Below are 26,587 nucleotides of genomic sequence, written 5' to 3' on the forward strand. Positions count from 1 at the left end.
GGCTTGCTGAAAACCCGGATCCCGCCCCATGACGGAAACGGCTGACCTTTGGCCCCAGCTTTTGGGACAGTTGCTGGAGCGGCAATCTCTGAGCGAAGCCCAAGCCGAACAGTTGATGAACGGCTGGCTGCACAACCAAGTGCCGGATGTGGTGTCGGGAGCGATTTTGGCGGCCCTGCAAGCCAAGGGGGTCAGCGCCAGTGAACTGGCCGGCATGGCGCGGGTGCTGCAGCGAGCTTCCCTGGGATCCCCCCTGGATCTGCCCCTGTTGGTGGATACTTGCGGCACCGGGGGAGATGGGGCCGGCACGTTTAACATTTCCACTGCTGTGGCCTTCGTGGTCAGCGCTGCCGGGATCCCAGTCGTGAAGCACGGCAACCGCTCTGCTTCTGGCAAGGTTGGCTCGGCGGACGTGCTGGAGGCGTTGGGGGTGAACCTGAGCGCTGAGCCAGAGCAAGTGCGGGCGGCGGTGGCGGAAGTGGGCATCACCTTTCTCTTTGCCCCCCACTGGCACCCGGCCATGCGGGCGGTGATCCCCTACCGCCGCGCCCTTAAAGTTCGCACTGTCTTTAATCTCTTGGGGCCCCTGGTCAATCCCCTCTATCCCAACCGCCAGGTGATCGGGGTTTATGCCCCGGAGCTGGTGCCGGTGATGGCCGAGGCCTTGCGTCTGTTGGGGCGGGAAAGGGCCGTGGTGTTGCACAGCCGCGAAGGTCTGGACGAGGCCGGGTTGGATCAGCCCACCGATCTGGGCATCCTTTCCGGTGGGCTGGTACGAACAGAAGTTTTGAACCCGCGAGATTACGATCTTACGCCCGCACCTGTCCAGGCCCTCCAGGGGGGGAACTTGGCGGAAAATGCCGCCATCCTCGCCCAAGTTCTCCAAGGATCCGGAGCGCCTGCCCAGCGGGATGTGGTGGCCCTCAATGCCGCTTTGGCCCTGCAGGTGGCCGGAGCCGTTCCCGATTGGGGATCCGGAATTGCCCAAGCGCGGGAGATCCTTGCCAGCGGCGCTGCCTGGGATCGCCTGCAAAAGCTGGTCAATTTTCTGGCTTCGTGACGTACTCCCGCACTCATGCTGACGCATAGAGTGCGGGCTTCCCAGTGACTCCTGCCCAATAGCAGGACATTTCCTGAGCTTGAAGAACGGGACGCCCCACCGCTCTAGATTTGATGACTCTCGCCGAGTTGTGATCCCTGCCAATCCTCAACCCACAGTGCGGACAATCGTGCCACCGCTCATGCAGCTTTTTGGGCACATCTCGACCACACCCCGAGCACTCTTGACTGCTGCCGCGGGGATCCCCTGCAATCGTCAACAGCCCAGCTCTTTCAGCCTTGGCTGCCAAAATTTGCAGGAACTCACCCCACCCAGCATCATCAACAGATTTGGCTAGTCTGCTTCTAGCCAGACCCCTAATAGTAAGCGCCTCATGAGCAATGTGCTTCCCCTTACTTAACAACTTCTTTGCCATCTTGTAGTGAAAATCTTTGCGCTGGTTGGCTACTTTGTAAAACCGTCGGGCAAAGGGCGGTGTTGGACCAGCTTGACCGGCCCAACCTTGGGCAGATGGATAAACTGCCCTCGAATGCAGTCCTGCTTCATCTGAGGGAAGGTGAAGGAGCGATACCGCCCTACTCCCTTAAACCTAGGCCTGCCTGCCCGCTTGCCGTTACGGTCACCTTTTAGCCATCGGTCAAAGGCCCTTTGTACCCGCTGTAGGCAGTCTTGGAGCACCTGGGAATGAATCGCTTGGTATTCGGGGAAGAGAGCCTTTGTGTTTACCAAGTCTCGCTTCTGTGAGTCGAAGGTGGGCTTGTCTTTCAACACAGGCAGATGGCAGACTGTCAACGGGCAAGCGTGGCTGTTGCAGCGATTCTGCTCCCACCCGTTGAACCGTTCTGCCAGGCGATAGTTGTACTGCCTACGCAGCAGCTCCAGCCACTCACCCATCAGGGCGACTTGGCTAGCAGTAGGGCGCAAGCGGTACTGGTAAGCGGTTCTCATGATGAATGCATTGTACCTGTTGAACGCTCCCGCCTCTCATCCTGACTCTGGCCGGCCCGCCCCCCTACATCCCTCCGCCCCCCTATATCCCCCCGTATACGGGGGGACTGGGGGGCTGGGATATAGGGGGGTACAGAGCGGGGCTTCCAGGACTACGTCCCGCTAGCGCGAACGGCGGATTAGCTAAAACTCCCGCCCTCGCCCAAAGGCCAGAACTTCATCCACCCCCAAGCGAGGCTTGCGCGGCAAGTTGCCGGGCGCAGGGTAGCCCACCGCCAGCAGCATCACCGGCACGTAGCGATCGGCAATCCCAAACTCTCGCTTGACCCCTTCAGGGTCAAAGCCGATCATCGGCCCGCTCACCAAACCCTTCGCCTGCGCCGCGATCATCAGTGCCATGGCCGCCAGCGCCCCGGAGCGAATCGCCTCGTCCCGCGCCAAGGTGGGGTTGTTGGCGTAGGTGGCTTGGGCCATGCTTACCCAACTTTCCGCCCGCTCAGGAGGGAGGATCCCGGCGGCAACGGCCCTTTGGGCGATCTCAGGCAGCTTCTCATAGCCCTTCAGATCCCCCAAGATGATAAACACCACCGCCGCATCCGCCACCTTCTGCTGGTTGTAGGCCAGGGCCTTGAGGCGCTCTTTATCTGCAGGATCGGCGACGGCAACAAACCGCCAATGCTGGATGTTGAAGGAAGAGGGGGCTTCCGTAGCATAGGCAACCAGCTCTTGGATCTCCATCTCCGATAAAGAGCGGCTGGGATCGAACTTGTCGGCGGAGATGCGCGCTTTTAGGGCGGCTAGGGCGTCCATCGCAATCCTCGAAGCTCAAAGGTCGAAAGCAAGAAGGCTGCTGACCCCACGACTGGAGGCAGAGTTGGTGAGCAGCCGTACATTCTGGGTTCAAACGGTCTGCCCTCTCTAGGTTATCTCCTTTTTAGCCGGTCTGAAGCAACCGGTGAGCCGGGCCTTGGCAAGCAGCCCCCTCGGCCAAACGGGATCCCTGGCCCAAAGGCAGCTATGATAAGGGGATAATCAAGGCTCTAGCCCGCAGCATTGGATTTTGCGGGGTCACAGACCGGCGATGGCGAGCGGTGTGGTTGATGGGGAGAGGCAACCTGTGAATTTCGGTCGCGTGCTGACGGCAATGGTGACTCCCTTTACACCTGAGGGGGAGCTTAACTACGAAGAAGCCGCTCGTTTGGCCGATTACTTGGTAACCCATGGCAGCGATGGTCTCGTGGTCTGTGGCACCACCGGCGAGTCTCCCACCCTAACCTGGCAAGAGGAGTACGAACTGTTCCGCGTGGTGCGAGATGCGGTGGCCGGTCGGGCTAAAGTTATCGCCGGGACGGGATCCAACTCCACCCGCGAAGCCATTGAAGCCACCAAAAAAGCTGCCCAATTGGGCTTGGATGGCTCTTTACAGGTGGTGCCCTACTACAACAAACCCACCCAAGCTGGCCTCTATCAGCACTTTAAGGCGATCGCCCAAGCCAGCGACCTGCCCATCATGCTCTACAACATTCCTGGTCGGACGGGGGTGAGCCTGCAGCCGGAAACTGTGGCGAAATTGGCGGAGTTGGAAACGATTGTCGCCATCAAGGAAGCTAGTGGTATAATGGACGCAGTCTCGGAAATTCGGCGGCTCACTCCCTCACATTTCGGCATCTACTCAGGAGATGACTCTCTGACATTGCCGATCCTATCTTTGGGAGGCAGCGGTGTGGTCAGTGTAGCTAGCCACTTAGTTGGGCCGCAACTGCAGGAATTGATTCAAAGCTACAGCAGGGGACAACACGACCAAGCCTTGACTTATCATTTGCGTCTGTTTCCGCTGTTTAAGGCTTTGTTTATTGAGACCAACCCTGTTCCGATCAAAGCAGCGCTAGAGATGCAGGGTTGGCTAGTGGGGCAGGTGCGCCCTCCGCTGGTGCCTCTCCAGGGCGGTTCTTTACAGGTTTTACGGCAAGTGCTGCAAGAAATGGGCCTCCTGGCTGAAGCGCAGGGATCCGAACGAAGGACGGCGAAGGCTTCATGATTCGATTATTTTCTTAGGTTTTACCTTTACCATGACGAGAGTTTTTTAAGGGTTAGGGGGTCTTCTGTGGCGTTTGAGCTGTGATTAAGACAGTTTTCCTTCTAATTTTTGCTTTTTCCCAACTGGGAAAGAGGTAAATTGCAACAGCGGAATCCGCCTTTTACCTATGACCTTGCGGGTAAGTTTGCTGGGATTTGTCTATACCAGTTTTCGTCTGTTGTTTGACTGTCACTGTTGAGGATCTAAAGCTAGTATGCCAACACCACGTACTTCGATCGCTTCCCGTCCTGCGGCTTCGGCAGCTAAGCCCACTTCCTCTCTGCAGATGATCCCGCTAGGAGGCGAGCGGGAGATCGGCAAAAACACCTGGGCCTTCCGCTACGAGGATGACATCATCCTGCTGGATGCCGGTTTGGCTTTTCCCGATGAGAGCATGCACGGCATCAACATCGTGCTGCCGGACATGACCTACATCAAGCAAAACCGGGACAAGGTGCGGGGGATGGTAGTTACCCACGGCCACGAGGATCACATTGGCGGGATCCCGTATCACCTACGAGAATTCGACATTCCGGTTATCTATGGCCCGCGTTTGGCGCTGGCGCTGCTGGAGGACAAGCTGCGCGAGGTGGGGCTGTTGAACCGCACAGAATTGCGCCCGGTCGGGCCGCGAGATATCGTGCCCCTGAGCAAGAACTTTTTTGCCGAATTCATCCGCAATACCCACTCTTTTCCCGACAGCTTCACGGTGGCTCTGCACACGCCGGTGGGTGTTGTCATCCAGACGGGCGACTTCAAGATCGACCACACACCGGTGGATGGGGAGCGCTTCGACCTGCAGCGGCTGGCCGAGCACGGGGAAAAGGGGGTGCTGTGTCTGATTAGCGACTCCACCAACGCCGAGGTGCCCGGGTTTACTCCTTCCGAAGCCTCGGTAGTGCCAGGCCTTACCAAGGCGATTGCGGGAGCCAAGGGACGGGTGATCATCACTACCTTCGCTTCTTCGGTACATCGCCTCAACTTGGTGTTGCAGATTGCTGAGCAGCAGGGCCGGGTGGTGTCTTTGCTGGGGCGCTCGATGTTGAACGTGGTGGCTCACGCGCGGCGCCTGGGCTACATCCGCTGCAAGGACGAGACGCTGCAGCCGATGCATGTCATCAACAGCCTGCCGGACGACAAAGTGATCATCCTCACCACGGGATCCCAAGGCGAGCCGCTGGCTGCTCTGACCCGCATTGCCAACGGCGAGCATCCGCAGTTGCAGATCAAGCCAGGAGACACGGTGATTTGGTCGGCCAACCCCATTCCCGGCAACACGCTCGCAGTAACGCGGGTCATCGACAAGCTGATGGAGCTGGGAGCCGATGTCATCTACGGCAAGGACAAGGGGCTACACGTCTCCGGCCACGGCTGTCAGGAAGACCAAAAGCTGATGATCGCCCTCACGCGCCCCAAGTTCTTTGTTCCTACCCACGGGGAGTACCGCATGCTCGTCAAGCACGCCGAAACGGCGATGAGCATGGGGATCCCGCGGGAAAACATCGTGATCATCGGCAACGGCGATGTGGTGGAGGTGAACCAGGAGCGCATTGCCATTGTAGACAAAGTGCCTTCTGGCCTGCAGATGATCGCCGCTTCCCACGATGGGGTGGTGATGGACGAGATGCTGCAAGAGCGCCAGCAGATGGCCAAAGATGGCATGCTGACGGTGGTGATCAGCTTGGATGGCAGGGGCCAGTTGCTCTGCACGCCGCAGGTGCAAAGCTTGGGCCTAGCAGGCGAGGGCACCTCTCTCAAGGGATCCGACCTGAAACCCCTGCTGGAGGACACCCTCAAGCAAGCTTGGCCGCGCTTTGCCCGCTCGCTGGGGCGGGGCAGGCTGGATATTGACTGGGCCGGCCTCAAGGCAGAAGTGGAGCGGGTGGTGCGCCGCTTTGTGCGGGAACAGTTGCCCGGCAAGCCGACGGTGCTGGTTTTTGTGCAATCGCCTGAGGAGGAGTCTGTACCTGTAACTGCTCTGCCCACAGGGGAGACGAAGACAGAACAGGAACGGATAGCCCTGGGGCGGCGGCGGCGCTCCTCGGCGGCGGTGGCGGCTTCGTAAGACCGGGTGGCTGGCGCTCAGGTCTCCTCCTTCTTCCCTGGGCCGGGGGGGTTGAGCTCTGCTGCCGGAAAGCTGCTGGAAGAGAGCTCTGCCTTGCCAAGGGCGGCCAACGCTTCGGGAGAAAGGGATCCCACGTCGCTAAAGGGCGGGCAGCGGTTTTGGGGCGGAACGGGCTGCTGCAGGGCTCTCAGGAAGGCCTCGGCCAGATCGGCGTAGCCCCGGTCGTTGGGGTGGAAGCCGTCGGCCAGCGGGCCGGGAAAGAAGGATTCGCGGCGGTAGGAGCGGGGATCGCAGAGCAAGTCCACCACCGGGATCCCTTGCTGGCTCAAGGGGTTGATGGCCCGTTGGCTGAGGCCGACGGAGACCAGAGCCAGCAGTCGGCGCAGGCTGCTGGGCTGCTGCTGGCCCAAGGGGATCAGGGCAAAGTTGGGCAGGTTGGCCACTGCCAGGCGGGCTTGGGGGGCGCGGGCGTGCACCGCCTGCAGCAGGGTTTGGTAGTCGGCGGCAAATTGTTGGATCTGGCGTTCAATAAAGGCTAAGGGATCCTCCCCCTGCAGGGCCCGTTGGGCGGCGGCAAAAACAATGGCGTTGGTGTCGTTGCCGCCCACCCAGATGGCGATTAGGTCAGCATTGGGAGGGATGCGCGGCACTTGATCCTGGAGCAGGTTGGCCGGGATCCCTTCCCGCAGGGCTTGCATGGCCGGGCTGAGCACCGCTCCCGAGCGGCCCAAGTTGATGAGCTCCACCGGGCCGGGCAGCAGGCGGGCCAGGCGAGGGACATACCCCGTTCCATTGGGGCAGTCCAGGGGTTCTGAGCGCTGCGGACGGGTGCCGGCCGCGTTGGCCGGGCCATCGCAGGAGATGGAGGCGTTGAAGCCGACGGCATCGCTGGCTCCCAGGGCAACGTAGCGGGTGAGGGCGGGTGGGCCGGGCACAGCAGGCAGAGGGGATTTCGAAGCGGCAGAACAGGCGGCTAGCCCTGATCCGAGCAGCAAAATTAGGATTGAGAGGAGGAGCAGCCCAGCCGTCTGAGGGTCTGGAGGTCGGTTTTTTCGGTATCTGGACGCTTGCATCTGTCGGCAAAGAAAGCAGGTGCAAGGGGGTAGCTTTGGAAAGACTGGGCAGGGGTCGGGCGGGGCGGGAAGCCCCCCAGACAGGCTAACCAAAGATCGGCCAATCGGCGAGTATGGTGGGAGTATGGCGCTGCGCTTTTGCAAGTCCCGCACCTACCACGATCCCCTGCACGGCGCCATCAGCCTGGATGGCGGGGATCCGGTTGAGGCGCTGCTGATTCGCCTCATCGACACACCGGCCTTCCAACGCCTGCGCCGCATCCGCCAGTTGGACACCGCTTTTTTGACCTTCCACGGGGCCGAGGGATCCCGCTTTACCCACTCGGTGGGGGTGCTGCAGGTTACGCGGCGGCTGCTCGACAAGTTGGCCCGCCGCTACCCGGAGCTGCGCCCCTACCGCGCCGTTACCCTGGTTGCCGCCCTGCTGCACGACATTGGGCACCCTCCTTTTAGCCATGCAGGGGAGGAGATTTTTGGCTGCCGCCATGAGGTCTGGACGGCCCGCATTGTACGCGAGGATCCCCAGGTGGCGACTCTTCTGGCGGAGTTCGACCCGCAACTGCCCGCTCAACTGGAGCAGGTGTGGCAGAAACGCTTCCCCCTGCCGCTGGTGGGGCAGCTCATTGCCAGCCAACTGGACTGCGACCGTTTTGATTACCTCATGCGCGACAGCCTGCTCACCGGCGCCCAATACGGCCACCTGGATCTGGATCGCATCCTCACGGTGTTGGACTACGACCCGGAGACGGGATCCCTCTCCATTCCCGCCCGCAAAGGCCTGGGAGCCATCGAACATTACCTGGTGGTGCGCTACTTCATGTACACCCAGGTCTACCAGCACCCCAAGAGCCTCTGCGCCCGCTTCATTTTGGATCGCCTCTTCAAGCGGGCCCAGATCCTTTTGCAAAAGGGGGAGATCGAGTTGGATCCCATCCTGAGCGCCTGGTGCTGGGCCGCGCTGGCGGCGCAAAAGGGGGATCCCTTCGAGCTGCCTTTGCCCCTCTACCTGGCCGCTGACGATGTGATGTTCAGCTACCCTTTCCGCTTTTGGGCTATGGTGGGGAAGGATCCCATCTTGGCGGATCTGGCGCGGCGCTACCTGGAGCGGGATCTGTTCAAAGCCCGCAACCTCACCCGCTTGCCAGCCGAGCGACGCCAAGAGCTGGTGGCAACTCTAAGCCAGAAGATGCAGCGAGATGGCTTGGATCCAGAAAGCTATCTGGGAATCCGCTCCGCCCACGTCCAGGGCTACAGCTTTTACGACCAAGGGATCCAGCTCAAAACCGAAGACGGCTACGCAGAAATTGCCCAGCTCTCGCCGCTGGTGCGGGCTTTGGTGGAAACGCAAAGCCAGGTTTGGCTGATCTTTCCCCGCCCCTACAGCGATATCGTAGAAGGGGCGCTGTCTGCTTAGAGGATTGGGAGATCCTAGGGCCAGGGCATGGGCAAAGCCGTTCGTATCTAAGCGAGGGAAGCAAGCGTGGGGATCCCGGAGATCCTGGCGGGGGTGTTGGCGCCGACGGCCCTGGCCATTGCGTTGGTGGCGCTGCGGCTGTGGCGGGCGCTGCGGGCCTCCCCCTGGCTGAGGGATCCCTCGCCGGAGCAAGCGGCAGCAGTGGCAGCGGCCATGGAGCGGCTGGCGGTGATCGTGCCCGCCTACAACGAAGCGGAGAACGTGGTGGGCTGCCTGAGCAGCATCCTGGACAGCACCGCCGCCCCCTTGCAAGTGTGGCTGGTGGACGACGACTCCACCGATGCCACCTGGGAGCTGGCCCAGGGACTGGCCGCCAAGCGACAGGATCCGCGGCTGCACCTGCTCAAAGGGGATCCCCGCCCCCAAGGCCAGACCTGGGTGGGCAAAAACTGGGCCTGTGCCCAAGCCGTTGCCGCCCTAGCCGCCCAGCCTGATCCCCCCGACTACCTGCTCTTTCTCGACTGCGACGTGCGGCTGGAAAGTGGAGCCATCGAAGCCGCCTTAGGACATTTGCTGGCAAGCGGCAGCGGCCTGGTAAGCGTGGGGCCGCAGTTGGTGTGCGGCTGCCTGGCCGAGTGGCTGGTGCAGCCCATCATGATGGTCATCTTGGCGGCAGGCTACGACTTTGCCGCCGTGAATGATCCCAAGCGTCCCAAGGCCTTTGCCTTCGGGCCGTTCATGCTGTTTCGCCGCTCCGCCTACGAGCAAGTGGGCGGACACGCCGGCGTGGCCGAGGTGGTCATCGAGGATGTGGCGCTGGGACAGCGCATCAAAGCGGCCGGCCTCGGCCTGCAGATCTGCCTGGGGGGGCCGCGGGTGCGCAGCCGCATGTACGCCAATGGGGCCGCCCTCTGGGAAGGGTGGACCAAAAACTGGTTCCTGGGCCTGGAGCGCAACTGGGCCTTGGCGGTGTTGGCAATGGGTACGGTCTTGGGGATCTGCAGCTTGCCCTGGTTGGGGGTGATCCTGGCTGGGGCTACGGGATCCCTGGAGGTGCTGTTGGCCAGCTTGGCAGGGATCCTGGCCCAATTGGCCATCCGGCTCTTGCTCCGGCATTGGGCGCATCTGCCCCTGCGCTACTGGTGGCTAACGGCAGTGGGGGGTTGGGCGACAGCGGCCATCATCTTGGCTTCGGCCATCCGCACCACCACCGGCCGCAACTGGACCTGGCGGGGCCGTTCTCTCGCCGTCCACAGTGTGCCAACACCCTAGAAACGGGGCAAGAACATGGTCTAATGGGGGATGTTCGGGAGACAGGCAAGCTGGGTTTAGAAACGGTGGAATAACACACTATGCAGGCTCTGGTCATCGGATCGGGGGGACGAGAACACGCCCTGGCCTGGAAGCTGTTGCAGTCTCCCCAGGTTACTCGGGTCTACTGTGCCCCCGGCAACGGCGGCATGCAGCAGATGCCCCGCTGTCAATCCGTGGCTTTGGCGGCTACCGACATTGAAGGCCTGGTGCGGTTTGCTACCGTACAAGGGATCCGCCTGACGGTGGTAGGGCCAGAGCTGCCCTTGGTGCAGGGGATCGTGGACGCCTTCCAGGCAGCAGGGTTGCCCATTTTCGGGCCTAGCCGCGCCGCTGCCCAACTGGAAGGAAGCAAACTCTGGGCTAAGCAATTGATGCAAGAGGCGGGGATCCCGACTGCTCGCGCTACCGGCTTTGCTGAGCTATCTGCCGCTGTGGCCTATCTCGACTCCCAGAGTTTCCCAGTGGTCATCAAAAAAGACGGACTGGCTGCCGGCAAGGGGGTAACCGTTGCCCAAAACCGGGAAGAAGCCGTGCAAGCCCTGGAAGCAGCCCTGGCCAAGCCGGGCGATCAGGTGCTGATCGAGGAGTTTATCCCCGGCCAGGAGGTGTCGGTTTTGGCTCTAACCGATGGCCAGATCTGTGTGCCGCTGCCACCTGCCCAGGACTACAAGCGCCTTGGCGAGGGCGATACTGGCCCCAACACCGGCGGCATGGGAGCTCATGCCCCTGCGGATCACCTGGTCACTCCAGAAGGGTTGGCCCGCATCCAAACCCAGATCCTGGATCCCACCCTGGAGGCTTTGCAACGGCGGGGCATCCGCTACCAGGGGGTGATCTATGCCGGTTTGATGATCACGCCCAGTGGGGATCCCTACGTGTTGGAGTACAACTGCCGCTTTGGGGATCCCGAAGCTCAGGTCATCCTGCCCTTGCTGGAAAACCCTTTGGACGAGGTGCTGCTGGCCTGTATAGAAGGACGGCTGGCCCAAATCCAGCTCAAATGGAAACCCGGCTATGCCGCCTGCGTGGTGATGGCAGCCCCAGGCTATCCCGATGCCTACGAGCGAGGGATCCCCATCTCCGGCTTGGATGCAGCTGCCACCACGGGGGCGTTGGTGTTTCATGCGGGTACCCGCCAGGCAGGCAAGCAGCTCCTGAGCGATGGCGGGCGCGTTCTCTGTCTTACCGGCCAAGGGGCAACCCTATCCGAGGCCCTGCGCCAAGCCTACGCAGCTGTGGAGCAAGTGCAGTTTCCCAAGGCCTACTATCGTTCTGACATCGGCAGCCACGCCCTGGGGCCTGCCGTCCGCCGAGGAGTGATCCCTACCCCATAAAGCCATCCCTTGCCCTCTCAGCTGCAGCCGGATGGAAGAAGCCCCAGAGGGGTCGCTCCTCCAGGGCCCATAAAGCAGCTTTGAAAAAAGCTTTGATGCTTAGACGATAGCGCTTTCGGTAACAAGACGGCAACAGTGATATCAAAAGCTCAACTTTACTTTAGATTCCTTAACAATAGCCCTCTGCTTTGACTAGGCACGGATATTGCCAAGGCCGAGCCTCCCCTGTCGAGAGGGATCCCGCATCAGCTCACTTGAGCCGTTGCAGTCGCAGACCTGGATCCCTTGGGGCAGGGATTTCCTCGCTCTCCTCTCCCCTGGTGGAAAAGAGGTTGGGGGTGGTCGCCTGTGGCAGCGCATGGCAGAGGAGACTATCTCTCTCAAATAGATTCAGCTAGAAATCGCAGGAGCCCCGCACTGTACCCGTAGGGTCAGTGCCGGGAGGAATGCGCTTTGATGAAGTACAATGAACTTATGAGCCAAGTCCTGACCGTCTCCTGTAAGCTCAAGGCGTCCCAGTCGCAAGCCGCCAAATTGGACGCGACGATGGAGGCTTTTGGCCAAGCCTTGAACTGGGTCAACCAGAACACGCCGGAGAAGATCGTCAACGCGGTCAAACTGCAATCCCTTTGCTACTACGAGATTCGAGCCCGGTTCGGCTTGTCCAGTAATCTGGCCCAGCAGGTCTGCAGACGGGTGGCAGGCGCTCGCAAAGTGGCGAGACAGCGCAACCGTCCAGTTAAAGAGTTCAAGCGTAGGTTCGTTACCTACGATGCACGTATCTTCTCGTTTCGCGAGAAAGACTGGACAGTGTCGCTTGCCACGGTTGATGGAAGAGAACGCTTTGAGCTAGCCATTGGCAACTACCAGAGGGGAATGCTGGCTGGCTCTAACCCCAAATCGGCCACCCTATTCCAGCGGAAGGATGGCTCCTACTACATCCAGATTTGCGTAGAGAAAAAACCACCCAAGCAACAAGATACCGACAAGGTGATCGGGGTGGACTTGGGAAGGACAGATATTGCCCATACGTCAGAGGGGGACAACTGGAATGGACAGCAGTTGAACAGAGTCCGAGACCACTACTCCCGGTTGAGGGCGGTACTCCAACGCAAAGCCAGTAAGGGCACACGCAGTTCGCGGCGCAGATGCCGTCAACTGCTGCAACGGCTGTCTGGCAAGGAGAGACGCTTTCAAGTGTGGGTCAATCATCGCATCTCCAAAGCTATTGTCTCTAGGGCAAAAGCTACCAACAGCGCTATCGCCCTGGAGGACCTGACAGGGATCCGGGAAAGAGTCAATCAACAGCCACGCAGCAAAACCGAAAGGCGTAGGGCTAACAGTTGGGCGTTCTACCAACTACGTCAGTTTCTGGAGTACAAGGCGAGGGTTGCAGGGGTTCCCTTGATTCTTGTGCCGCCTGCCTACACGTCGCAGACCTGCCACCGGTGTTTGCACATCCATCCCGACCCTGCGCAATCCTATCGCAGTGGCAAGTCGTTCAAGTGTGGGCACTGTGGATGGGAAGGGGATGCGGATTTGAATGGTGCGAATGTGATTGCGCTCTTGGGGGCTGTCGTAAACCAGCCTAGAGGTTCGGGCTTGTTTTGTTCTCTGGTAGAGCAGAACAGGCTCAGGGCTACTGAAAGCCCGCTCCGTACCGCTTAGCGGTCGGAGCCGGGTAGTTTACAGTAACTGCAATCACCATCCCTCGCCATCTTCAGGCCAAACTCTCGCAGAGCGGGCAAGAAATTTTTATTTTCGTGATGGGATCGGCTCAACTTCAGCAAGGCAAATCTCTGGATATCGTGCAAGTTTCTCCAGAAATCGAGGGCAAGCCGGATCCCCAGGTCTTGAGCTTTTTGTTGGACAGCCATTGGGATCTGGTTGGGATTTTGCCATTCAGGCTGGGGGTCAATGGGAATCTCTTGCGCCTCTTCGTGGCAGATGGAGCGAACCAAATGGCGCAGATGGTTGCGGAGTTCTTCTAGATCCTGTGGAGATTCAGAGGGCCAATCAACACACTTCCGCCGCTCTTCTAAGGAAAACTTGGCCCATTGATGGAGCTTGAGCTTGATCCCGCACAAATCCAGCTTTAGGCGCAAGGTCATGGGGATGCATCGCAGAGAGTCGGCAAAATCTTGCTCAAACTGAAACAGAGTCATGGGAACCTCGATTAGGAACCAAATCTAGAGTTGAGGGGATTGCTTGAGCGGTGGGTCGGCTTTCTCAAGAGCAACGGCACAGGCTTTTAATTCCGGCTGTCCGGAATCGGGACAACTGATGTCATGGGTAAGGGCATTACACTCGGCTTGTTCTGCCCAGAGGGATCCCCAGTGCATGGGTACAAATAGCGTACCGGGAGCAATGTTGGCAGTTATCTTGGCCGGGAAATAGGCCCGTCCGCGGGCAGAACGCACTTGAACCCAATCTCCATCTTGGATGCCCAGTTTTTCCGCATCGCGAGGATGGATTTCAATAAAGGGTTGGGGGTGCATGTGCTTGATTTTTTCAATCCTGCCGGTGCGGGTTTGGGTGTGCCAATGGCCGTAAAGCCTGCCCGTGGTTAATATGTAGGGAAACTGGGGATCCGGCGGCTCTGCTAGGCCACGGGAATGGTGGGGGATAAAGCGGGCGCGGCCATTGGGGGTCGGGAAACGCCAATCTGTGTAGAGGCGAGTGGACTTAGGGGCCGAGGTTCTTTCTTTGGGATAAGGCCATTGCTGAGGGCCTTGTTCTGCCAAAAGGGCATGGCTGAGGCCGGAGTGATCGCAGAGGCGATTTGCGGTAAGGGCGGCAAATTCTGCATAAACCTCTGCCGCGGTTTGGAAGGAAAATTGCGCTTCAAAGCCCAACCTGCGCCCCACTTCAGCAAAGATCTCCCAATCGGGTCGGGCTTCGCCAGGGGGGTCTCGAAAGGCTTGACAAAGGGTAACCCTGCGCTCGGAGTTGGTCATCACCCCGGTTTTCTCGCTCCACTGACAGGCAGGCAAAAGCAAATGGGCATATTCTGCCGTTTCCGTAGGGTAATAAGCCTCTTGATAAACAGTAAAGGGAGACTTTTTCAGGGCTTTTTTGACCCGTTCCAGATCCGGAAAGCTCACCAAAGGATTAGTGGCCACAATCCAAAAGAACTGCAGGGATCCCGTCTCCAGAGCGGCAATCATCTCGGTGGCCCTCAGCCCTGGGCAGGGAGAGAGGGAACCGCTGGGCAAACCCCAAGCCTGCTCCACCTCTGCCCGATGCTGGGGATGGCTCACCAGCCGATATCCCGGCAGCAGATGAGATAACCCCCCTGCCTCTCGACCGCCCATGGCATTGGGCTGGCCGGTCAAGGAAAAGGGGCCCGTCCCCGGTCGGCCAATTTGCCCAGTTAGAAGATGGAGATTGATTAGGCTGGTGATCTTGGCGGTGCCCTCGCTGGACTGGTTTAGGCCCATCGACCAAAGGGATAGAACTCTCTGGGATCCCTGCCAAAGCTTGGCTGCTTCGATCAAATCCTCGGTGGCAATTCCGCAGCGCTGGGCTACAATCTGCGGTTCATAATCGGCCAGCAAAGCTGCATATTCAGCAAAACCTTGGGTGAAGCCCTCGATAAAATCAGCAGCAATGGATCCCCACTTTAACAACAAATGGGCAATCCCATTGAAAAGATCGATATCCGTACCGGGGCGAATTTTTAAGTGGAGATCGGCAGCTTCTGCTGTCTGAGTGCGCCGGGGATCCACGACCACCATTTTGAGGGGGGATCCGGGCTTGTGCCGCTTCTTCAGGCGATTAAAAAGAATGGGATGGCACTCGGCGGTGTTGGTGCCCACCAGAAAAGCCAGATTGCAGAGATCGAGATCCTCGTAGCAGCAGGGGGGGCCATCGGATCCCAGGGATTGGGTGTAGGCCGAGACGGCTGAGGACATGCACAGGCGCGAGTTGGTGTCAAAATTATTGGTGCCCAGGCAGCCCTTAATGAGCTTTTGAGCAACGTAATAGTCTTCAGTGAGCAACTGCCCCGATCCATACATGGCTATGGAGTGGGGGTTGTCTTTGAGGCGGCGCAGCCGAGAAACCATCTCCTCAAAAGCCTGATCCCAAGAAATGCGACGAAAGGGCTGGCCCAAGCTCTCCCGAAACAGGGGATAGAGCAGCCGATCCCGACCAACTGCCTCCAGAACCGTAGCCCCCTTTACACAGACCATCCCCAAGCTGGAAGGATGCTCCCGGTCGCCTCTCATTTTCCAGTCACCTGAGGCTGTCGAAACCGCCTCCAATCCACATCCCACACCGCAATAGGGACATAGGGTTTTGATGACAGCTTTTTCCGACTCCATCGCGGTCACCATGAGTTGGGATCCCTGTCAGGATGGATAAGTGTCTTGCATTTTGGATCCCGATAGGCCATCAGGTTAAGGATCTCTTAGCCGAGGAGATCGGCCACTTGGATCTCAAATCCGGGCAATACAACCTGGCTTTTGGCAGTCTCTTGTTCGGTTAGCCAAAGGTGGCGATCCTGAGTCTGGATAAAAATAAATTTGCTTTTGGGAAAAATCAGCCAGACTTCCAGTACATCGGAGCTGAGATACTCTTGGGCTTTTAGGAAAATATCTTCTCCACAGTCGGTTGGAGAGAAGATCTCCTCAACCAGAGGATAGCTCTGCAGTAGCGTGGCAATATCCTCTCCAAATTGCTGGATTAAATCTGGAGATGAGTAGGCAGCATCAGGTCTTCTGACTTTGCCTTTGGTTTGGCCGGGAGCCTTCACCAAAACCATACCCCCCAATGGCTGACATTCAACATAACCGAGCCAACGGAAGAGAAGTCGGGTTTGGAGCTTTGCATCCCCTAAAGTTTGCCCCACTTTCTCCACAATGTAGCCATCTACCCATTTGGTTTGGGCAACTGGATTGGCCAGATAGTCGGCAAGGGTTTTGGGCAGGGCAAGACCCGCTCCTCCATTGGGAGATCGGTTGGAACTACCTGAACCGGAGCAGCGGCCATCAACTTCCCTCTCCAAGTATTTTGAACCCTAGCTCAATCCCCTCCATGGGCAAAGCGGCGATAGAGGAAGTCAAGGGCGCGGTTACGCAATTCGTAGAACTCAGGCATTTCCATAATGCGGGAGCGGATGCGCGGTCGCTCAAAGGGAATGGTCAAGATCTCACCAATATGGGCAGCGGGGCCGTTGGTCATCATCACCACACGGTCTGACAAGTAGAGAGCCTCGTCGATGTCGTGGGTAATCATCAAAACTGTGCAGCGGTGATCCCGCCAAATGGCCAGCAGCTCATCTTGTAGATCTTCCTTGGTAATGGCATCCAAGGCCCCAAAAGGCTCATCCAAGAGCAAAACTTGCGGACGAACGGCAAGAGCACGGGCAATGGCTACCCTTTGCTTCATGCCTCCAGAAAGCTGCTTGGGCCGCTTGTGGGCTGCCTCTGCTAAACCTACCAATTCTAGGTGTTCTTCAACGATTTCCCTTTTCTCCCGCCGGGATTTGTTTGGGTAAACCTGATCCACCACCAGATAAATATTTTCAAAGGCAGTCAGCCAGGGCAAAAGGGAATAATGTTGAAACACCATCATCCGATCTGGCCCTGGGGAGGTGATGGGCTGGCCCTTGAGGGTAATGGATCCCGAAGTGGGAGTCGAAAAACCCGCCACCATGTTGATCAAGGTGGATTTGCCACAACCCGAGTGGCCAATAATGCAAACAAACTCACCGGCAGCCACTTCCAGATTGATATTTTCCAGCGCAACGAAGGGCCCTGCTGAGGTGAAGTAGGTCTTGCCCACATTCTGAAGACAAAGAAGGGGCAGTCCTGCAACCGGAGAAGCAGAAGATAGCGGTGAGGAGAACGTGCGGGAGCTGGTCATCATGGTGTTTTCCAATCGAGAGTTTAAGGTAACAAAAGCTAAACTTCGCTGAGCCGGTACTCCTGCAGCTTCAGATCCTGCCGGATGGCCACAGACTCCAGGTAAGCAACGGGATCCTCTCCGTCAAAGCGGGATCCATCGGCAAAGAGCAAAGCTCCGCGGTCATGGGCCCGATCCGGCAGGCCCAGTTCTCTAGCGGCTAGGGCGTAGGTTTCGCTGTCCAGAACTTGGTCGAGAACCGAAACCCAATTGCGGGGAAAAGGGCAGAGGCCCCAGCGAGCCATCTGCGTCAGGATCCAGAGGTGTTCCAACCTTTCGGGACAGGTGTTGCGCCCGTTGGCAAACTGGTGAAAACCGGTGAGGGCTTGGGATTCATCGGCAATTCCCCGCTGCAGAATACCCGTCCACCCCGGCTGCAGATCCTCCAGGGCCACGCCCACATACTGGGGCTGAGCCAGCCACTCCAAGATCTCAGAACGGTGCTGCGGCTGATCGCAGTAGTGACAAGCCTCCAGTAGTGCCTTGACCAGAGCTACATGGGTACGGGGGTAGTTTTGCGCCCAATCCTGGCGCACCGTCAGCACCTTTTCGATGTGGCTGGGTAAGATTTCAGGGGTGGTGGCGACGATAACCCCCACCTGTTCCCGCACGGCGCGGGAGTTCCAGGGCTCGCCCACGCAGTAGCCGTCGATGTTGTCGGCCTTGAGATGGGCCACCATCTGCGGCGGCGGGATCACCGTCAACGTAACGTCCCGATCCGGATCCACCCCCCCACCGGCCAGCCAGTGCCGCAACAGGAAGTTTTGCATGGAAGCCGGATGAACCACTCCCAGGGTGTGGACTGTGTCGGGGGTGTGGTTGAGGTATTGGCGAAAATCCGCCAGGCTTTGAACGCCTCGCTCCAAAAGTCTGCGCCCAAAGGTAATGGCGTTGCCGCCGCGGGAGAGGGTTAGCGCGGTAATCAAAGGCACCGGAACTCCCCCCACCCCCAACGTGGAGGCCAACGGGATCCCGGCCACCACCATGGCCGCATCCAGCCGACCGGAGCGGATCCCTTCCCAGATGGTCTTCCAGCCTGGCTCCCGCACCAGGGTGACCTGCTCCAGGCCATGCTTTTGAAACAGGCCTTTTTCCTGCGCCACCACCAGAGGCGCGCAGTCGTTGAGAGGCACAAAGCCAATCTCCAAATTGACCTTCTCCAGGCCGTGTTTGGCAATGGCCACGCGAACAGGCGTTTTTTGGCGAGCCCGCTTTTGCTGGTCGAGAAAGTAGATCATCTCTCCCCGCAGGCTGTAGTAGTCGGGGTGACGCACCACTTCCAAACGATGGCGGGGCCGAGGAAAAGGGATCCGCAAAATCTGGCCAATGCGGGCCTCCGGGCCATTGGTCATCATTACCACCCGATCCGAAAGCAGCAGCGCCTCATCCACATCGTGGGTAACCATGACACAGGTGAGCTGCTCCGCCTGGGCAATCTCCATCAGTTGCTCCTGCAGGTTGCCGCGCGTCAAGGCATCCAGAGCGCCAAAGGGCTCATCCAACAGCAGCACCCGCGGACGAATGGCCAAGGCTCGGGCAATGGCCACCCGCTGTTTCATCCCTCCTGACAGATGGGCCGGTCGCTTGTCGGCTGCCCCCTGCAACCCCACCTGGCGGATGTGCTCTTCCACAATCCGGCTTCGCTCTGCTTTGGGAAGGGATCCCAGCACCTCGTCCACGGCCAGGGCAACGTTCTCCCGCACCGTCAGCCAGGGCAGCAGGGAATAGTTCTGAAACACCACCATGCGATCTGGGCCGGGATCTGTAACTTGTCGGCCCTCCAGGAGAATGCCTCCGCGGGAAGGCTTTTCCAGGCCGGCGATGATGTTGAGTAGGGTCGATTTGCCACAGCCAGAGTGGCCGATCAACGAGACAAATTCCCCTTTTTGGATCTCCAGGTGGATGTCTTTCAGGACAGGGTAGATCTCTCCGTTGTCGAGGAGAAATTCCTTGTCGACATGATCCACTTCAATGTAAGGCTGGGTCTTCATGATTCCCCTGAGATGATTTCTGAGAGCATGGAGAAATTGTCAGCAACCAATCTAAAACTCGGCCAAGCTCATTTAGCGATCCTCAGCCACCACCAGCGAGCCAATCCAAGCCGTGATGCGATCCAGCAGAAGACCCACCATCCCGACATAGATCAAAGCCAGAATAATTTCGCTGATGCGGGAGCTATTCCAGGCATCCCAGATGAAGAACCCGATGCCCACACCGCCAATCAACATTTCCGCTGCCACAATGGCCAGCCAAGACAAGCCCACCCCAATGCGCAAGCCGGTAAAAATATAGGGCACAGTTGCCGGGAAAACGATTTTGAAAAAGTACTTCCAGCCGGACATGCGCACAATTCTGGCCACGTTGCGGTAGTCCTGAGGGATCTGCTGTACGCCGACAACAGTGTTGATCAAAATGGGCCAGAGGGCCGTAATGAAGATTACAAAAATGGCGGAAGGGTTGGCATCTCGAAAGGCAGCCAAAGAAATCGGCAGCCAGGCCAAAGGCGGCACCGTGCGCAGCACCTGAAAAATGGGATCCAAAGCCTCGTACAGCCAGCGATTGACCCCGATGATCATGCCGCCCACAACCCCCACCAAGCCGGCCAGGGCAAACCCAATGAACACCCGCCGCAAGCTGGCCCAAATTTGCCAGAACAGCCCTTTGGCATTGCCGCCATAGTCAAAAAAGGGATCTTTAATGAGGGGATCCCAGGTGTCCTGCCAAACTTGGAGAGGCGTGGGCAAATTGGCTCCGGGACGGCTGTAAATGATTTGCCAGAGAATCAGGACGAGCAAAATGGCCGTAGCGGGCAACAGAATGCGACGCAGCGCTTTGTGGATTTGGACTCTTTGCCGCCAAGCAGAAGAAGGTGCAGAACTGGCGGGAGAACCGATTCCGGTACTGGACTGAAGAATAGAACCTTGGCCGGTTTTCAGCAGCCAGTGGCCTAGGCCAACCAGTAGGGGAAGCAGGATCCGAAAGAGGTGGTAGCCCAACTGTAGGGCAGAGTGGAAAATCCTCATGGCTTGCTGGGAGTAAGGTTGAAGTCAACTTAAGAGGATCCCAAGAGAGAAGGGGTTTCAGTTGAACACTCTTTGTGGGGATTCGGGGATCCCTTCTCTCCTGGACAGAGGGTTTGCAGCTAACTTGCTGGGGAAAGTTGGGAAATTAGGCCAGCTTCTTAATCGCCAATTTCTCCAGGTAGGCGGCAGGATTTTCGGGATCGAACTGCACCCCGTCGAAGAAGGTTTCCACTCCTCGAGAGGTGCTGGGGGGAATGGCTGCCCCCTGACCAATGGCTTTGGCAGCTTCTCGCCAGAGTTCTTCCCGATTCACCCGCTCCACCAAGGCTTTGGTATCGGTGTCGGCAGGCAGATAGCCCCAGCGAATGTTTTCGGTCAAAAACCAGAGATCGTGGCTCTTGAAGGGGTAGGAAGCGTAGTTCTGCCAGAACTTCATCAGGTGGGGGCTGTTTTCAACGACCTTGCCGGTGCCGTAGTCAAAAGTGCCCCGAGAACGGCCCAAGATATCGGGCACAGGCACCCCCAGCCAGCGGCGGTCGCCGATGATGCGACACATCTCCTCTTTGTTTTCCATCTGGTCGCACCAGATCTGGGCTTCTAGCACCGCTTTCAACAGGGCAAGGGTGGCTTTCGGGTGCGCATCCACCCAGTCGGCCCGCAGGGCAAAGGCCTTTTCCGGGTGGCCGTTCCACAGCTCGCCGGTGGTGAGGGCACTATACCCCTCTTTTTGGTTCACCAGCTGGGCATTCCAAGGCTCGCCCACACAGAAGGCTTCCATGGTTCTGGATTTCATATTGGCCACCATCTGCGGCGGCGGCACCACAATGACGGAGACGTCGCTAGTGGGATCGATCCCGCCTGCGGCCAGCCAGTAGCGCATCCACATGTCGTGGGTGCCACCGGGGAAGGTCATCGCACATTTGGGCTCTTTGCCGGCTGCTCGCAACTCGGCAAACTTAGCTTTGAGGGGGGAACTATCCAAGCCAATTTTCAGATCCCGATATTGGTTGGAAATGCTGATGCCCTGACCGTCCAGATTGAGACGGGCCAAAATGTACATAGGCACCGGCTTGCCATCGGTAACTTTGCCGGTGGTGATGAGGTAGGGCATGGGGGTGAGGATGTGTGCCCCATCGATGCCGCCGGCGGCGGATCCCAGCACCAAGTTGTCGCGGGTGGTGCCCCAAGAGGCCTGCTTGACCACCTCTACGTCCTTCATGCCGTACTTGTCAAAGAACCCCTTTTCTTTGGCGATGATCAGGGGGGCCGCGTCGGTTAGAGCGATGAACCCCAGCTTGGCGCTGGTGGTTTCGGGAGTATCGGCCTGCGCCACCCAGTAGCCTTTGCCCAAGGATTGCGATTGGGCGCGCGGGATCCCAGCCGTAGCTGCTCCAGCCGCAAGGGCAGCTGCCCCAGCCAAAAACTGGCGACGGGAGATGGGAGAGGAAGTGTTGAATAGCTTAGACATCACAACCTCCAAAATTTCGAACGACGAACTGCCTAGTAGGTCATCAAGGGGGAAGCAGAGGTCTGAGCAGCCGAGGGATCACGACGCGGCCTGGCCCCGAAGTGCTCAATCAGTAGCTCCACCAAGACGGGCTTGAGGTCTTCGCAAGGGATCCCTTTGCGCACGCATTCGCCCAGCTTGGCGTCTTTGCCCACCTCTCCCCCCATGTAGATGTCCACGGCCTCCACCACCCTGCCGTCCTTGCGAGCAGTGGTGCCCATAAGGCCGATATCGGCTACTTGGGGTTGGCCGCAGGAGTTGGGGCAGCCCGTCCAGTGGATGCGCACCGTTTGGGGGATCTCCAGCTCCGCCTCCAGCTCCTCCATCAAGGCCACAGCCCGGTTTTTGGTCTCGATGAGGGCAAAGTTGCAGAACTGGTTGCCCGTACAGGACACCAACCCCCGCTGCAATGGCCCTGGGTTAGGGGAGAACTTCTTCAAGAGCGGCTCTTTGAGGAGCGGGGCCACTCGGGAGTCGGGCACATTGGGGATGAGCACGTTCTGCTCCACTGTCAGCCGCAGCTCCCCGGAGCCGTACACCTCCGCCAAGCGGGCCAGCTCCATCATCTCCAGGGCGTTGAGCCGCCCCACCGGCACATGCAGGCCGACAAAGTTGAGGCCCGGCTGCTTCTGGGCATGCACCCCCAGCAGATCCCGCTTGTGCCAGACCACCTCGTCTTTTTCCGCTGCCCTGGGCAGAGGGTGGCCTATCTGGCGCTCCACAGCCGCCCGGAACTTCTCTAGGCCCCACTCGTCAATGAGCCACATCAACCGCGCCTTTTGCCGGTTGGCCCGCAGGCCGTGATCCCGGTAGACCAGCAGCACCGCCTCGCACAGGGGAACTACATCGCGGGGATCCACCCAGACATCTAGGCCAATTGCCTCGGCGCAGCGGCGAGCAGAGAAAAAGCCGCCCACCAGGACGTTGAAGCCCAGGCGGCCATTTTTGAAGGCGGGCACAAAGGCCAGGTCGTTGATCTCGGCATGCACCGAGTTGTCGCGACAACCGCAGATGGCGATGTTGAACTTGCGCGGCAGGTTGCTGAAGGAAGGGTTGCCCTCGCCGTTGTTGGTGATCATGTCCTGCACTTTGCGGGTGAGGCCGCGCACGTCGATCAGCTCATCCGGGTCAATACCAGCCAGAGGGGATCCCGTGATGTTGCGCACGTTGTCCATGCCCGACTGGATGCTGGTCAGGCCTACCTCTTTCAGGTAGCCCAGGATCTGGGGCATTTCCTCGATGGGGATGCCCCGCAGTTGCAGGTTCTGCCGGGTGGTGATGTCGGCTACGCCCTGTTCTCCATAGGGGTGGATGATTGCGCCCAACATCCGCATTTGGCCGCTGGTTAGGATCCCATTGGGCAGGCGCAGCCGCAGCATGAACTGACCTGGGGTGCGCTTGCGAAAGAAGATCCCCAGCCACTTGAGGCGGTGATCCCGGTCGTCTTCAGGAATGTTCTCCCAACCCATCCGGGCAAACGCCTCCAGCTCGGCCTTGACCGCCAGCCCATCCTTTTCGCTTTTGAGGCGTTCAAATTGGTTCGCCATGATCGCTGCCGTGGGGTGAACACTAGCTACCCTAGCGATGACGAACCGTTAACTTTGGTATTGGCAGTTACACTTTGTAACAGGTTATGCAGTTTTGTCATTCTCGAATTGCGCTTTATGCATAAAGTCAGGCTTCCAGGAGCAGCAGACTCCTCTCTCCCCTTTGGGAAAGGGGCTGGGGGTGAGGAAAAGCTAGTTGAGAGGGTTGAAAGAGTTGAAAGGCTCCATCTGCCAGAGCAGACGGGGCGGGATCCCCAGCCCTTCCGTCAGGGGTGCGGGCCGTTGGGAAGTTTGGGGATCGCAGTCGTAGAGAGCGGTGGTGTAGCGGTAGCTGCGGGGGGGGCCACCGTTGAGGCGAATGCCGCTAATTTCAAAGGTGTAGTTGCGATTGGGCTGGATCGAACCCACGGAGTAGGTCAAAGTTTCCAGGCCAAAGGCGGGATCCCCAACCCGGATATCTCTAACGGGCACCGGCTCACCTGTGACGGCATCGGTGATGCGGACTTGGGCTTGGCTGAGATCAGCCTTGCCGCCACGGCTGGGCACCGAGAAAGACCAGCGGTAGGCAGACAGGGGCTGGCCGGAAAACCCTTCTAGGCGGTAGAGGTAGCCGTCTTTCTCCGGGAAGGCGATGAACTCTGGATCTGGCACCGACTCGTCAAAACCGAAGATCCAGTTGGCGTTGGCCTGGGTCACCCGTCCAGCCCGTGGGTCAAAGACAATGCCGTAGGCCCCCTGGGCGTACTGAGGATACAGGTTCCAGCGGCGATGCCCCACATCCACAAAGTTTTCTCGACCTGGCTCGGCAAAATAGATGTCCACCTGCCGCGCCAACACCCGGCCTGGATCGGGGCCGTTCAGCTCTAGGATGGGCCCAACCGCCAGGTTGCTGAAGCGGGATCCCGCCTCCCCAGCAGGGGTAAAGCAGCGCCAAGAGGGGGGCGGCTGGTGGCTGAGGGCGCCATTGGCCACCTGTAGCAGGGCCGCCTGCTGAGCGGCCTCCAAGAATTCGGGATTGAGCTTCACCGGCGGCAACTCGTGCAACAGCCGCAGAAAGTTGAGCCGATCCATCATCTTTTGGGCTGCTGCCGGGGTGAGGCGACCGGGATTGCAGGTGGCAGCCTGAGGCTGCTCGGCATAGATGGGGCCGGCAAAGCTGCGGGTCTGGCGATCCAACTGGCACAAGAAACCGGCGATGGGCAGCTCCCCTGCCGGAGGGGGCCCCACCGCAGTAAGGGATCCCTCCCCACCGCCGCAGGCTGCCAACAGAAAAAGGCAGAGCAGACTCAAAACCATCCCTGCCCAGACTTGCTGCAAACTGGGCAGCCGCTGCCAAGGCATGCAAGATCCTGTGGGCTTACCGACCAGCGGGGGTGGGAGTGGGCGTGAGGCTGGGGGGACTGACGGTGCTGCTGCTACCCTCGTCGCAGGCAGACAACAGTCCCAGGCACAGGAACAGGGCCAGAGCCCCCAAGAGCTGGCGGCTCACCTTGTTGAGTTGGAGTGCGGCCATCGCAACAAACCTCTAAAACGCTGCCAGGTTTGACCCTGTTCTATCACCTGGCCCAACAAGTTGCTGTGCCGAGACTTCTGTCGGCAAGGGCAGAACTCGAACCCCAGTCAAGAAATGCTCACCCAACTCAGCCGGATCCTCTAGGGCTAGAACCTGAGTTCAGCCTCTGCCCCTTCCTATAGCGTAGCTGCGGATCCCCGCACCTCTTTCCGCGCTCAAGCGTAAAGACTACATCGATTTTTTTGCCGAGACTGCAGGGATCCGCCTTCAGGGGACGATCTGAAACTCCAGGTTGTAGGTCTGGAGCAGGTTGATCGTCTCGTGGTCGGTGAGGTTGGTGTCGGCCAGCTCCAGATTATAGAAATCGATGAACTCCTCGTGGTCGAAGTAGGGGCCGGCATGCCAGGTGCCCATCTCCAGTTTGATAAAGCGATCGCCGGGCACCCGAAAAGCCTGAATCTCGTCCACTTGCAGCTCGTCGGCGGGCGGCGCGACGGCGATAAACCACTCCTTGCCGTGCAGGGATCCCAGACACTGGGTGCAGCGGGTGTGGTGGGTTATCTGGCTAAACTTGAGGCCGCGGCGGGGCAGGCGCATCAAGTAGAAGCGGGGCTGGCCCTGATTCAAAACCAACTGGGCATCTTGGCTGTCGAAGGGTTTGTGGTCGGGGACAGGGTAGATCACCTGTCCGTAGGGGGCAAAGTTTTCCGGTTCAGCGAGATGGGCCTTCAGTTGGCGCAGTTGGCTGCTCACCCTGCTTGTCTCCTCTTTCCCAAACCTGTACCCATTGCTGCTCCGCGAGCCGGTCTCCCGCTGCTGCCGGCGCAAGGGCGTGAAGACCCAAATAGCAGAGCAGATCTTATCTTATCCAGATTTGCCGGTAGTCTCCTTCCAGCAAGGGATCCCCAAGCAGGAAAACAATCTCAGTAGAATGGGGACAATTTGTAACACTCGGCAATGGCAATGCAGCGGGATTTACAGGAGCTGGTTATTTCCCCTATTCAAGTGGAAAATCTTTCTGGGGTACCTGTAGCTTGGCTGTACCGGCCTCGGCCCGTCCGTCACTGGAAAGACTGGCTACAGCAGTTCTCTGCTTTCTGGGATCTGCTGCGCCTGTTGCTGGTGCTGGATCTCTTCTGTCGTGCCTTTTGGGCAGGCGGATCCCTAGTGACCTTGGTGGGACGGATTTTGATCCCTGGTCTGACCAGCAGTTGGAGCACCTGGCTACTGGAATGGGGGATCCTGGCAGCTATTGCCGCTTTGGGCCAAGCCTATTGGATTTTCCGCAGCCGCCGCATGCCGCTCTTGCTGAACTTGCTAGAAGAAGTAGATCGCTACAATCGGCTCATTCAAGCCATTCACATCAACGATGAATTGGTAGAGGCGGGCAATCCTGAGGCCAAGCTGCCCCAGCGGGATCAGATCATCGAGGCTCTGAAGCTGACTCGCAGCGACCTAATCCGCGCCTTGAAAACTGAACGGATCTTGCGGCAGAACAAAGACTTTATTGAGCAGCAAAGGGAGTTCTTCGGCGACGAGCTGGCAGCTCTGACTGCGCTCCAGCTAAGAGAACAGGCCAGCGAACAGTCGCAGCTTTTGGATGCTGCTTTGCAAATTGCCTTGCAGGTGCGCTCCCAACTAAGCCAACTGCAGAACCGGGGAGCAAATTGTTCCCAAGACAAAGCTCGAGACAAAAAAGATTAAAGCGAAAGATTAAAGCGAAGACACAAGTTACAGCTATTTCGACCAGGATACTGCACTGATATTGAAGTAACCAAAGCCTTGGACTACGGGAAAGTCGTTGT

23 protein-coding genes are annotated in these 26,587 nt (G+C 58.8%); 8 read left to right on the forward strand and 15 right to left on the reverse strand.

Features of this window, described 5'->3' with window-relative positions; all coding sequences use genetic code 11:
* The first annotated feature begins 28 nt into the window (after positions 1–28).
* Complete coding sequence (trpD, locus tag SYN60AY4M2_RS04795) at positions 29–1,060, forward strand: anthranilate phosphoribosyltransferase (RefSeq protein WP_011429527.1); 1,032 nt, start codon at positions 29–31, stop codon at positions 1,058–1,060.
* A 13-nt stretch (positions 1,061–1,073) separates the two neighbouring features.
* Here the strand turns inward: trpD and SYN60AY4M2_RS14380 are convergent, their stop codons facing one another.
* The 3 genes from SYN60AY4M2_RS14380 to SYN60AY4M2_RS04805 form a co-directional block, all read right to left on the reverse strand.
* Positions 1,074–1,475 carry a transposase gene (locus SYN60AY4M2_RS14380; protein ID WP_240527726.1) on the reverse strand — a complete coding sequence of 134 codons (402 nt, stop codon included), beginning with the start codon at positions 1,473–1,475 and terminating at the stop codon, positions 1,074–1,076.
* A 29-nt stretch (positions 1,476–1,504) separates the two neighbouring features.
* Positions 1,505–2,008 carry a helix-turn-helix domain-containing protein gene (locus SYN60AY4M2_RS14385; RefSeq protein ID WP_240527727.1) on the reverse strand — a complete coding sequence of 168 codons (504 nt, stop codon included), beginning with the start codon at positions 2,006–2,008 and terminating at the stop codon, positions 1,505–1,507.
* A gap of 183 nt (positions 2,009–2,191) precedes the next feature.
* Positions 2,192–2,818 (reverse strand): nitroreductase family protein, encoded by a 627-nt coding sequence (locus tag SYN60AY4M2_RS04805; protein ID WP_099812400.1) that lies wholly within the window; start codon positions 2,816–2,818, stop codon positions 2,192–2,194.
* 271 nt (positions 2,819–3,089) lie between these two features.
* On the opposite strand from SYN60AY4M2_RS04805, the gene dapA reads away from it, so the two are divergent.
* On the forward strand, positions 3,090–4,046 hold the full coding sequence (dapA, locus tag SYN60AY4M2_RS04810; protein WP_049749712.1) for a 4-hydroxy-tetrahydrodipicolinate synthase: 957 nt from the start codon (positions 3,090–3,092) through the stop codon (positions 4,044–4,046).
* A gap of 253 nt (positions 4,047–4,299) precedes the next feature.
* Positions 4,300–6,150 (forward strand): ribonuclease J, encoded by a 1,851-nt coding sequence (locus SYN60AY4M2_RS04815; protein WP_099812401.1) that lies wholly within the window; start codon positions 4,300–4,302, stop codon positions 6,148–6,150.
* Between the two features lie 17 nt (positions 6,151–6,167).
* Here SYN60AY4M2_RS04815 and SYN60AY4M2_RS04820 read toward each other — a convergent pair whose 3' ends face one another.
* Positions 6,168–7,085 carry an SGNH/GDSL hydrolase family protein gene (locus tag SYN60AY4M2_RS04820; protein ID WP_240527728.1) on the reverse strand — a complete coding sequence of 306 codons (918 nt, stop codon included), beginning with the start codon at positions 7,083–7,085 and terminating at the stop codon, positions 6,168–6,170.
* Positions 7,086–7,347: 262 nt separating this feature from the next.
* Here SYN60AY4M2_RS04820 and SYN60AY4M2_RS04825 point away from each other — a divergent pair, with 262 nt between their 5' ends.
* The 4 genes from SYN60AY4M2_RS04825 to SYN60AY4M2_RS04840 all read left to right on the forward strand — a co-directional run bounded on the left by SYN60AY4M2_RS04825 (position 7,348) and on the right by SYN60AY4M2_RS04840 (position 12,953).
* Positions 7,348–8,637: an HD domain-containing protein gene (locus SYN60AY4M2_RS04825; protein ID WP_011429522.1), complete on the forward strand. Its 1,290-nt coding sequence runs from the start codon at positions 7,348–7,350 to the stop codon at positions 8,635–8,637.
* A gap of 66 nt (positions 8,638–8,703) precedes the next feature.
* Positions 8,704–9,909, forward strand: a complete 1,206-nt coding sequence (locus tag SYN60AY4M2_RS04830) for a glycosyltransferase family 2 protein (protein ID WP_240527729.1) — start codon at positions 8,704–8,706, stop codon at positions 9,907–9,909.
* Positions 9,910–9,989: 80 nt separating this feature from the next.
* Positions 9,990–11,285, forward strand: a complete 1,296-nt coding sequence (gene purD / locus SYN60AY4M2_RS04835) for a phosphoribosylamine--glycine ligase (protein WP_099812403.1) — start codon at positions 9,990–9,992, stop codon at positions 11,283–11,285.
* A gap of 474 nt (positions 11,286–11,759) precedes the next feature.
* The gene (locus SYN60AY4M2_RS04840) at positions 11,760–12,953 is read left to right on the forward strand and encodes an RNA-guided endonuclease TnpB family protein (RefSeq protein WP_099813244.1); all 1,194 of its coding nucleotides are present in this window, start codon (positions 11,760–11,762) and stop codon (positions 12,951–12,953) included.
* Here SYN60AY4M2_RS04840 and SYN60AY4M2_RS04845 read toward each other — a convergent pair.
* From SYN60AY4M2_RS04845 to SYN60AY4M2_RS04890, 11 genes are all read right to left on the reverse strand, one after another.
* Positions 12,950–13,450 carry a nitrate reductase associated protein gene (locus SYN60AY4M2_RS04845; protein WP_011431713.1) on the reverse strand — a complete coding sequence of 167 codons (501 nt, stop codon included), beginning with the start codon at positions 13,448–13,450 and terminating at the stop codon, positions 12,950–12,952. The genes SYN60AY4M2_RS04840 and SYN60AY4M2_RS04845 overlap by 4 nt on opposite strands.
* Before the next feature lie 24 nt (positions 13,451–13,474).
* A complete protein-coding gene (locus SYN60AY4M2_RS04850; RefSeq protein WP_099813245.1) occupies positions 13,475–15,610 on the reverse strand; it encodes a nitrate reductase in 2,136 nt (711 codons plus the stop codon).
* An 86-nt stretch (positions 15,611–15,696) separates the two neighbouring features.
* Positions 15,697–16,293, reverse strand: a complete 597-nt coding sequence (locus SYN60AY4M2_RS04855; protein WP_099812404.1) for a Uma2 family endonuclease — start codon at positions 16,291–16,293, stop codon at positions 15,697–15,699.
* Positions 16,294–16,310: 17 nt separating this feature from the next.
* On the reverse strand, positions 16,311–17,153 hold the full coding sequence (locus tag SYN60AY4M2_RS04860; RefSeq protein WP_099812405.1) for a nitrate ABC transporter ATP-binding protein: 843 nt from the start codon (positions 17,151–17,153) through the stop codon (positions 16,311–16,313).
* 38 nt (positions 17,154–17,191) lie between these two features.
* Positions 17,192–19,183 (reverse strand): nitrate ABC transporter ATP-binding protein, encoded by a 1,992-nt coding sequence (locus tag SYN60AY4M2_RS04865; protein WP_099812406.1) that lies wholly within the window; start codon positions 19,181–19,183, stop codon positions 17,192–17,194.
* A gap of 72 nt (positions 19,184–19,255) precedes the next feature.
* Complete coding sequence (ntrB, locus tag SYN60AY4M2_RS04870; RefSeq protein ID WP_099812407.1) at positions 19,256–20,215, reverse strand: nitrate ABC transporter permease; 960 nt, start codon at positions 20,213–20,215, stop codon at positions 19,256–19,258.
* 145 nt (positions 20,216–20,360) lie between these two features.
* Positions 20,361–21,683, reverse strand: a complete 1,323-nt coding sequence (locus SYN60AY4M2_RS04875) for a CmpA/NrtA family ABC transporter substrate-binding protein (RefSeq protein ID WP_099812408.1) — start codon at positions 21,681–21,683, stop codon at positions 20,361–20,363.
* A gap of 32 nt (positions 21,684–21,715) precedes the next feature.
* Complete coding sequence (locus SYN60AY4M2_RS04880; RefSeq protein WP_099812409.1) at positions 21,716–23,269, reverse strand: ferredoxin--nitrite reductase; 1,554 nt, start codon at positions 23,267–23,269, stop codon at positions 21,716–21,718.
* Positions 23,270–23,461: 192 nt separating this feature from the next.
* On the reverse strand, positions 23,462–24,610 hold the full coding sequence (locus tag SYN60AY4M2_RS04885; RefSeq protein WP_099812410.1) for a CAP domain-containing protein: 1,149 nt from the start codon (positions 24,608–24,610) through the stop codon (positions 23,462–23,464).
* Positions 24,611–24,626: 16 nt separating this feature from the next.
* Entirely contained in the window at positions 24,627–24,782 is a 156-nt protein-coding gene (locus tag SYN60AY4M2_RS14045; RefSeq protein WP_168173315.1) for a hypothetical protein, read from the reverse strand.
* A 267-nt stretch (positions 24,783–25,049) separates the two neighbouring features.
* Entirely contained in the window at positions 25,050–25,535 is a 486-nt protein-coding gene (locus tag SYN60AY4M2_RS04890) for an ureidoglycolate lyase (protein WP_099813246.1), read from the reverse strand.
* 210 nt (positions 25,536–25,745) lie between these two features.
* On the opposite strand from SYN60AY4M2_RS04890, the gene SYN60AY4M2_RS04895 reads away from it, so the two are divergent.
* A complete protein-coding gene (locus SYN60AY4M2_RS04895; protein WP_240527730.1) occupies positions 25,746–26,486 on the forward strand; it encodes a hypothetical protein in 741 nt (246 codons plus the stop codon).
* Positions 26,487–26,587: the final 101 nt, after the last annotated feature.

It is taken from the genome of Synechococcus sp. 60AY4M2 (genome assembly GCF_002760375.1).
Lineage (GTDB): Bacteria > Cyanobacteriota > Cyanobacteriia > Thermostichales > Thermostichaceae > Thermostichus.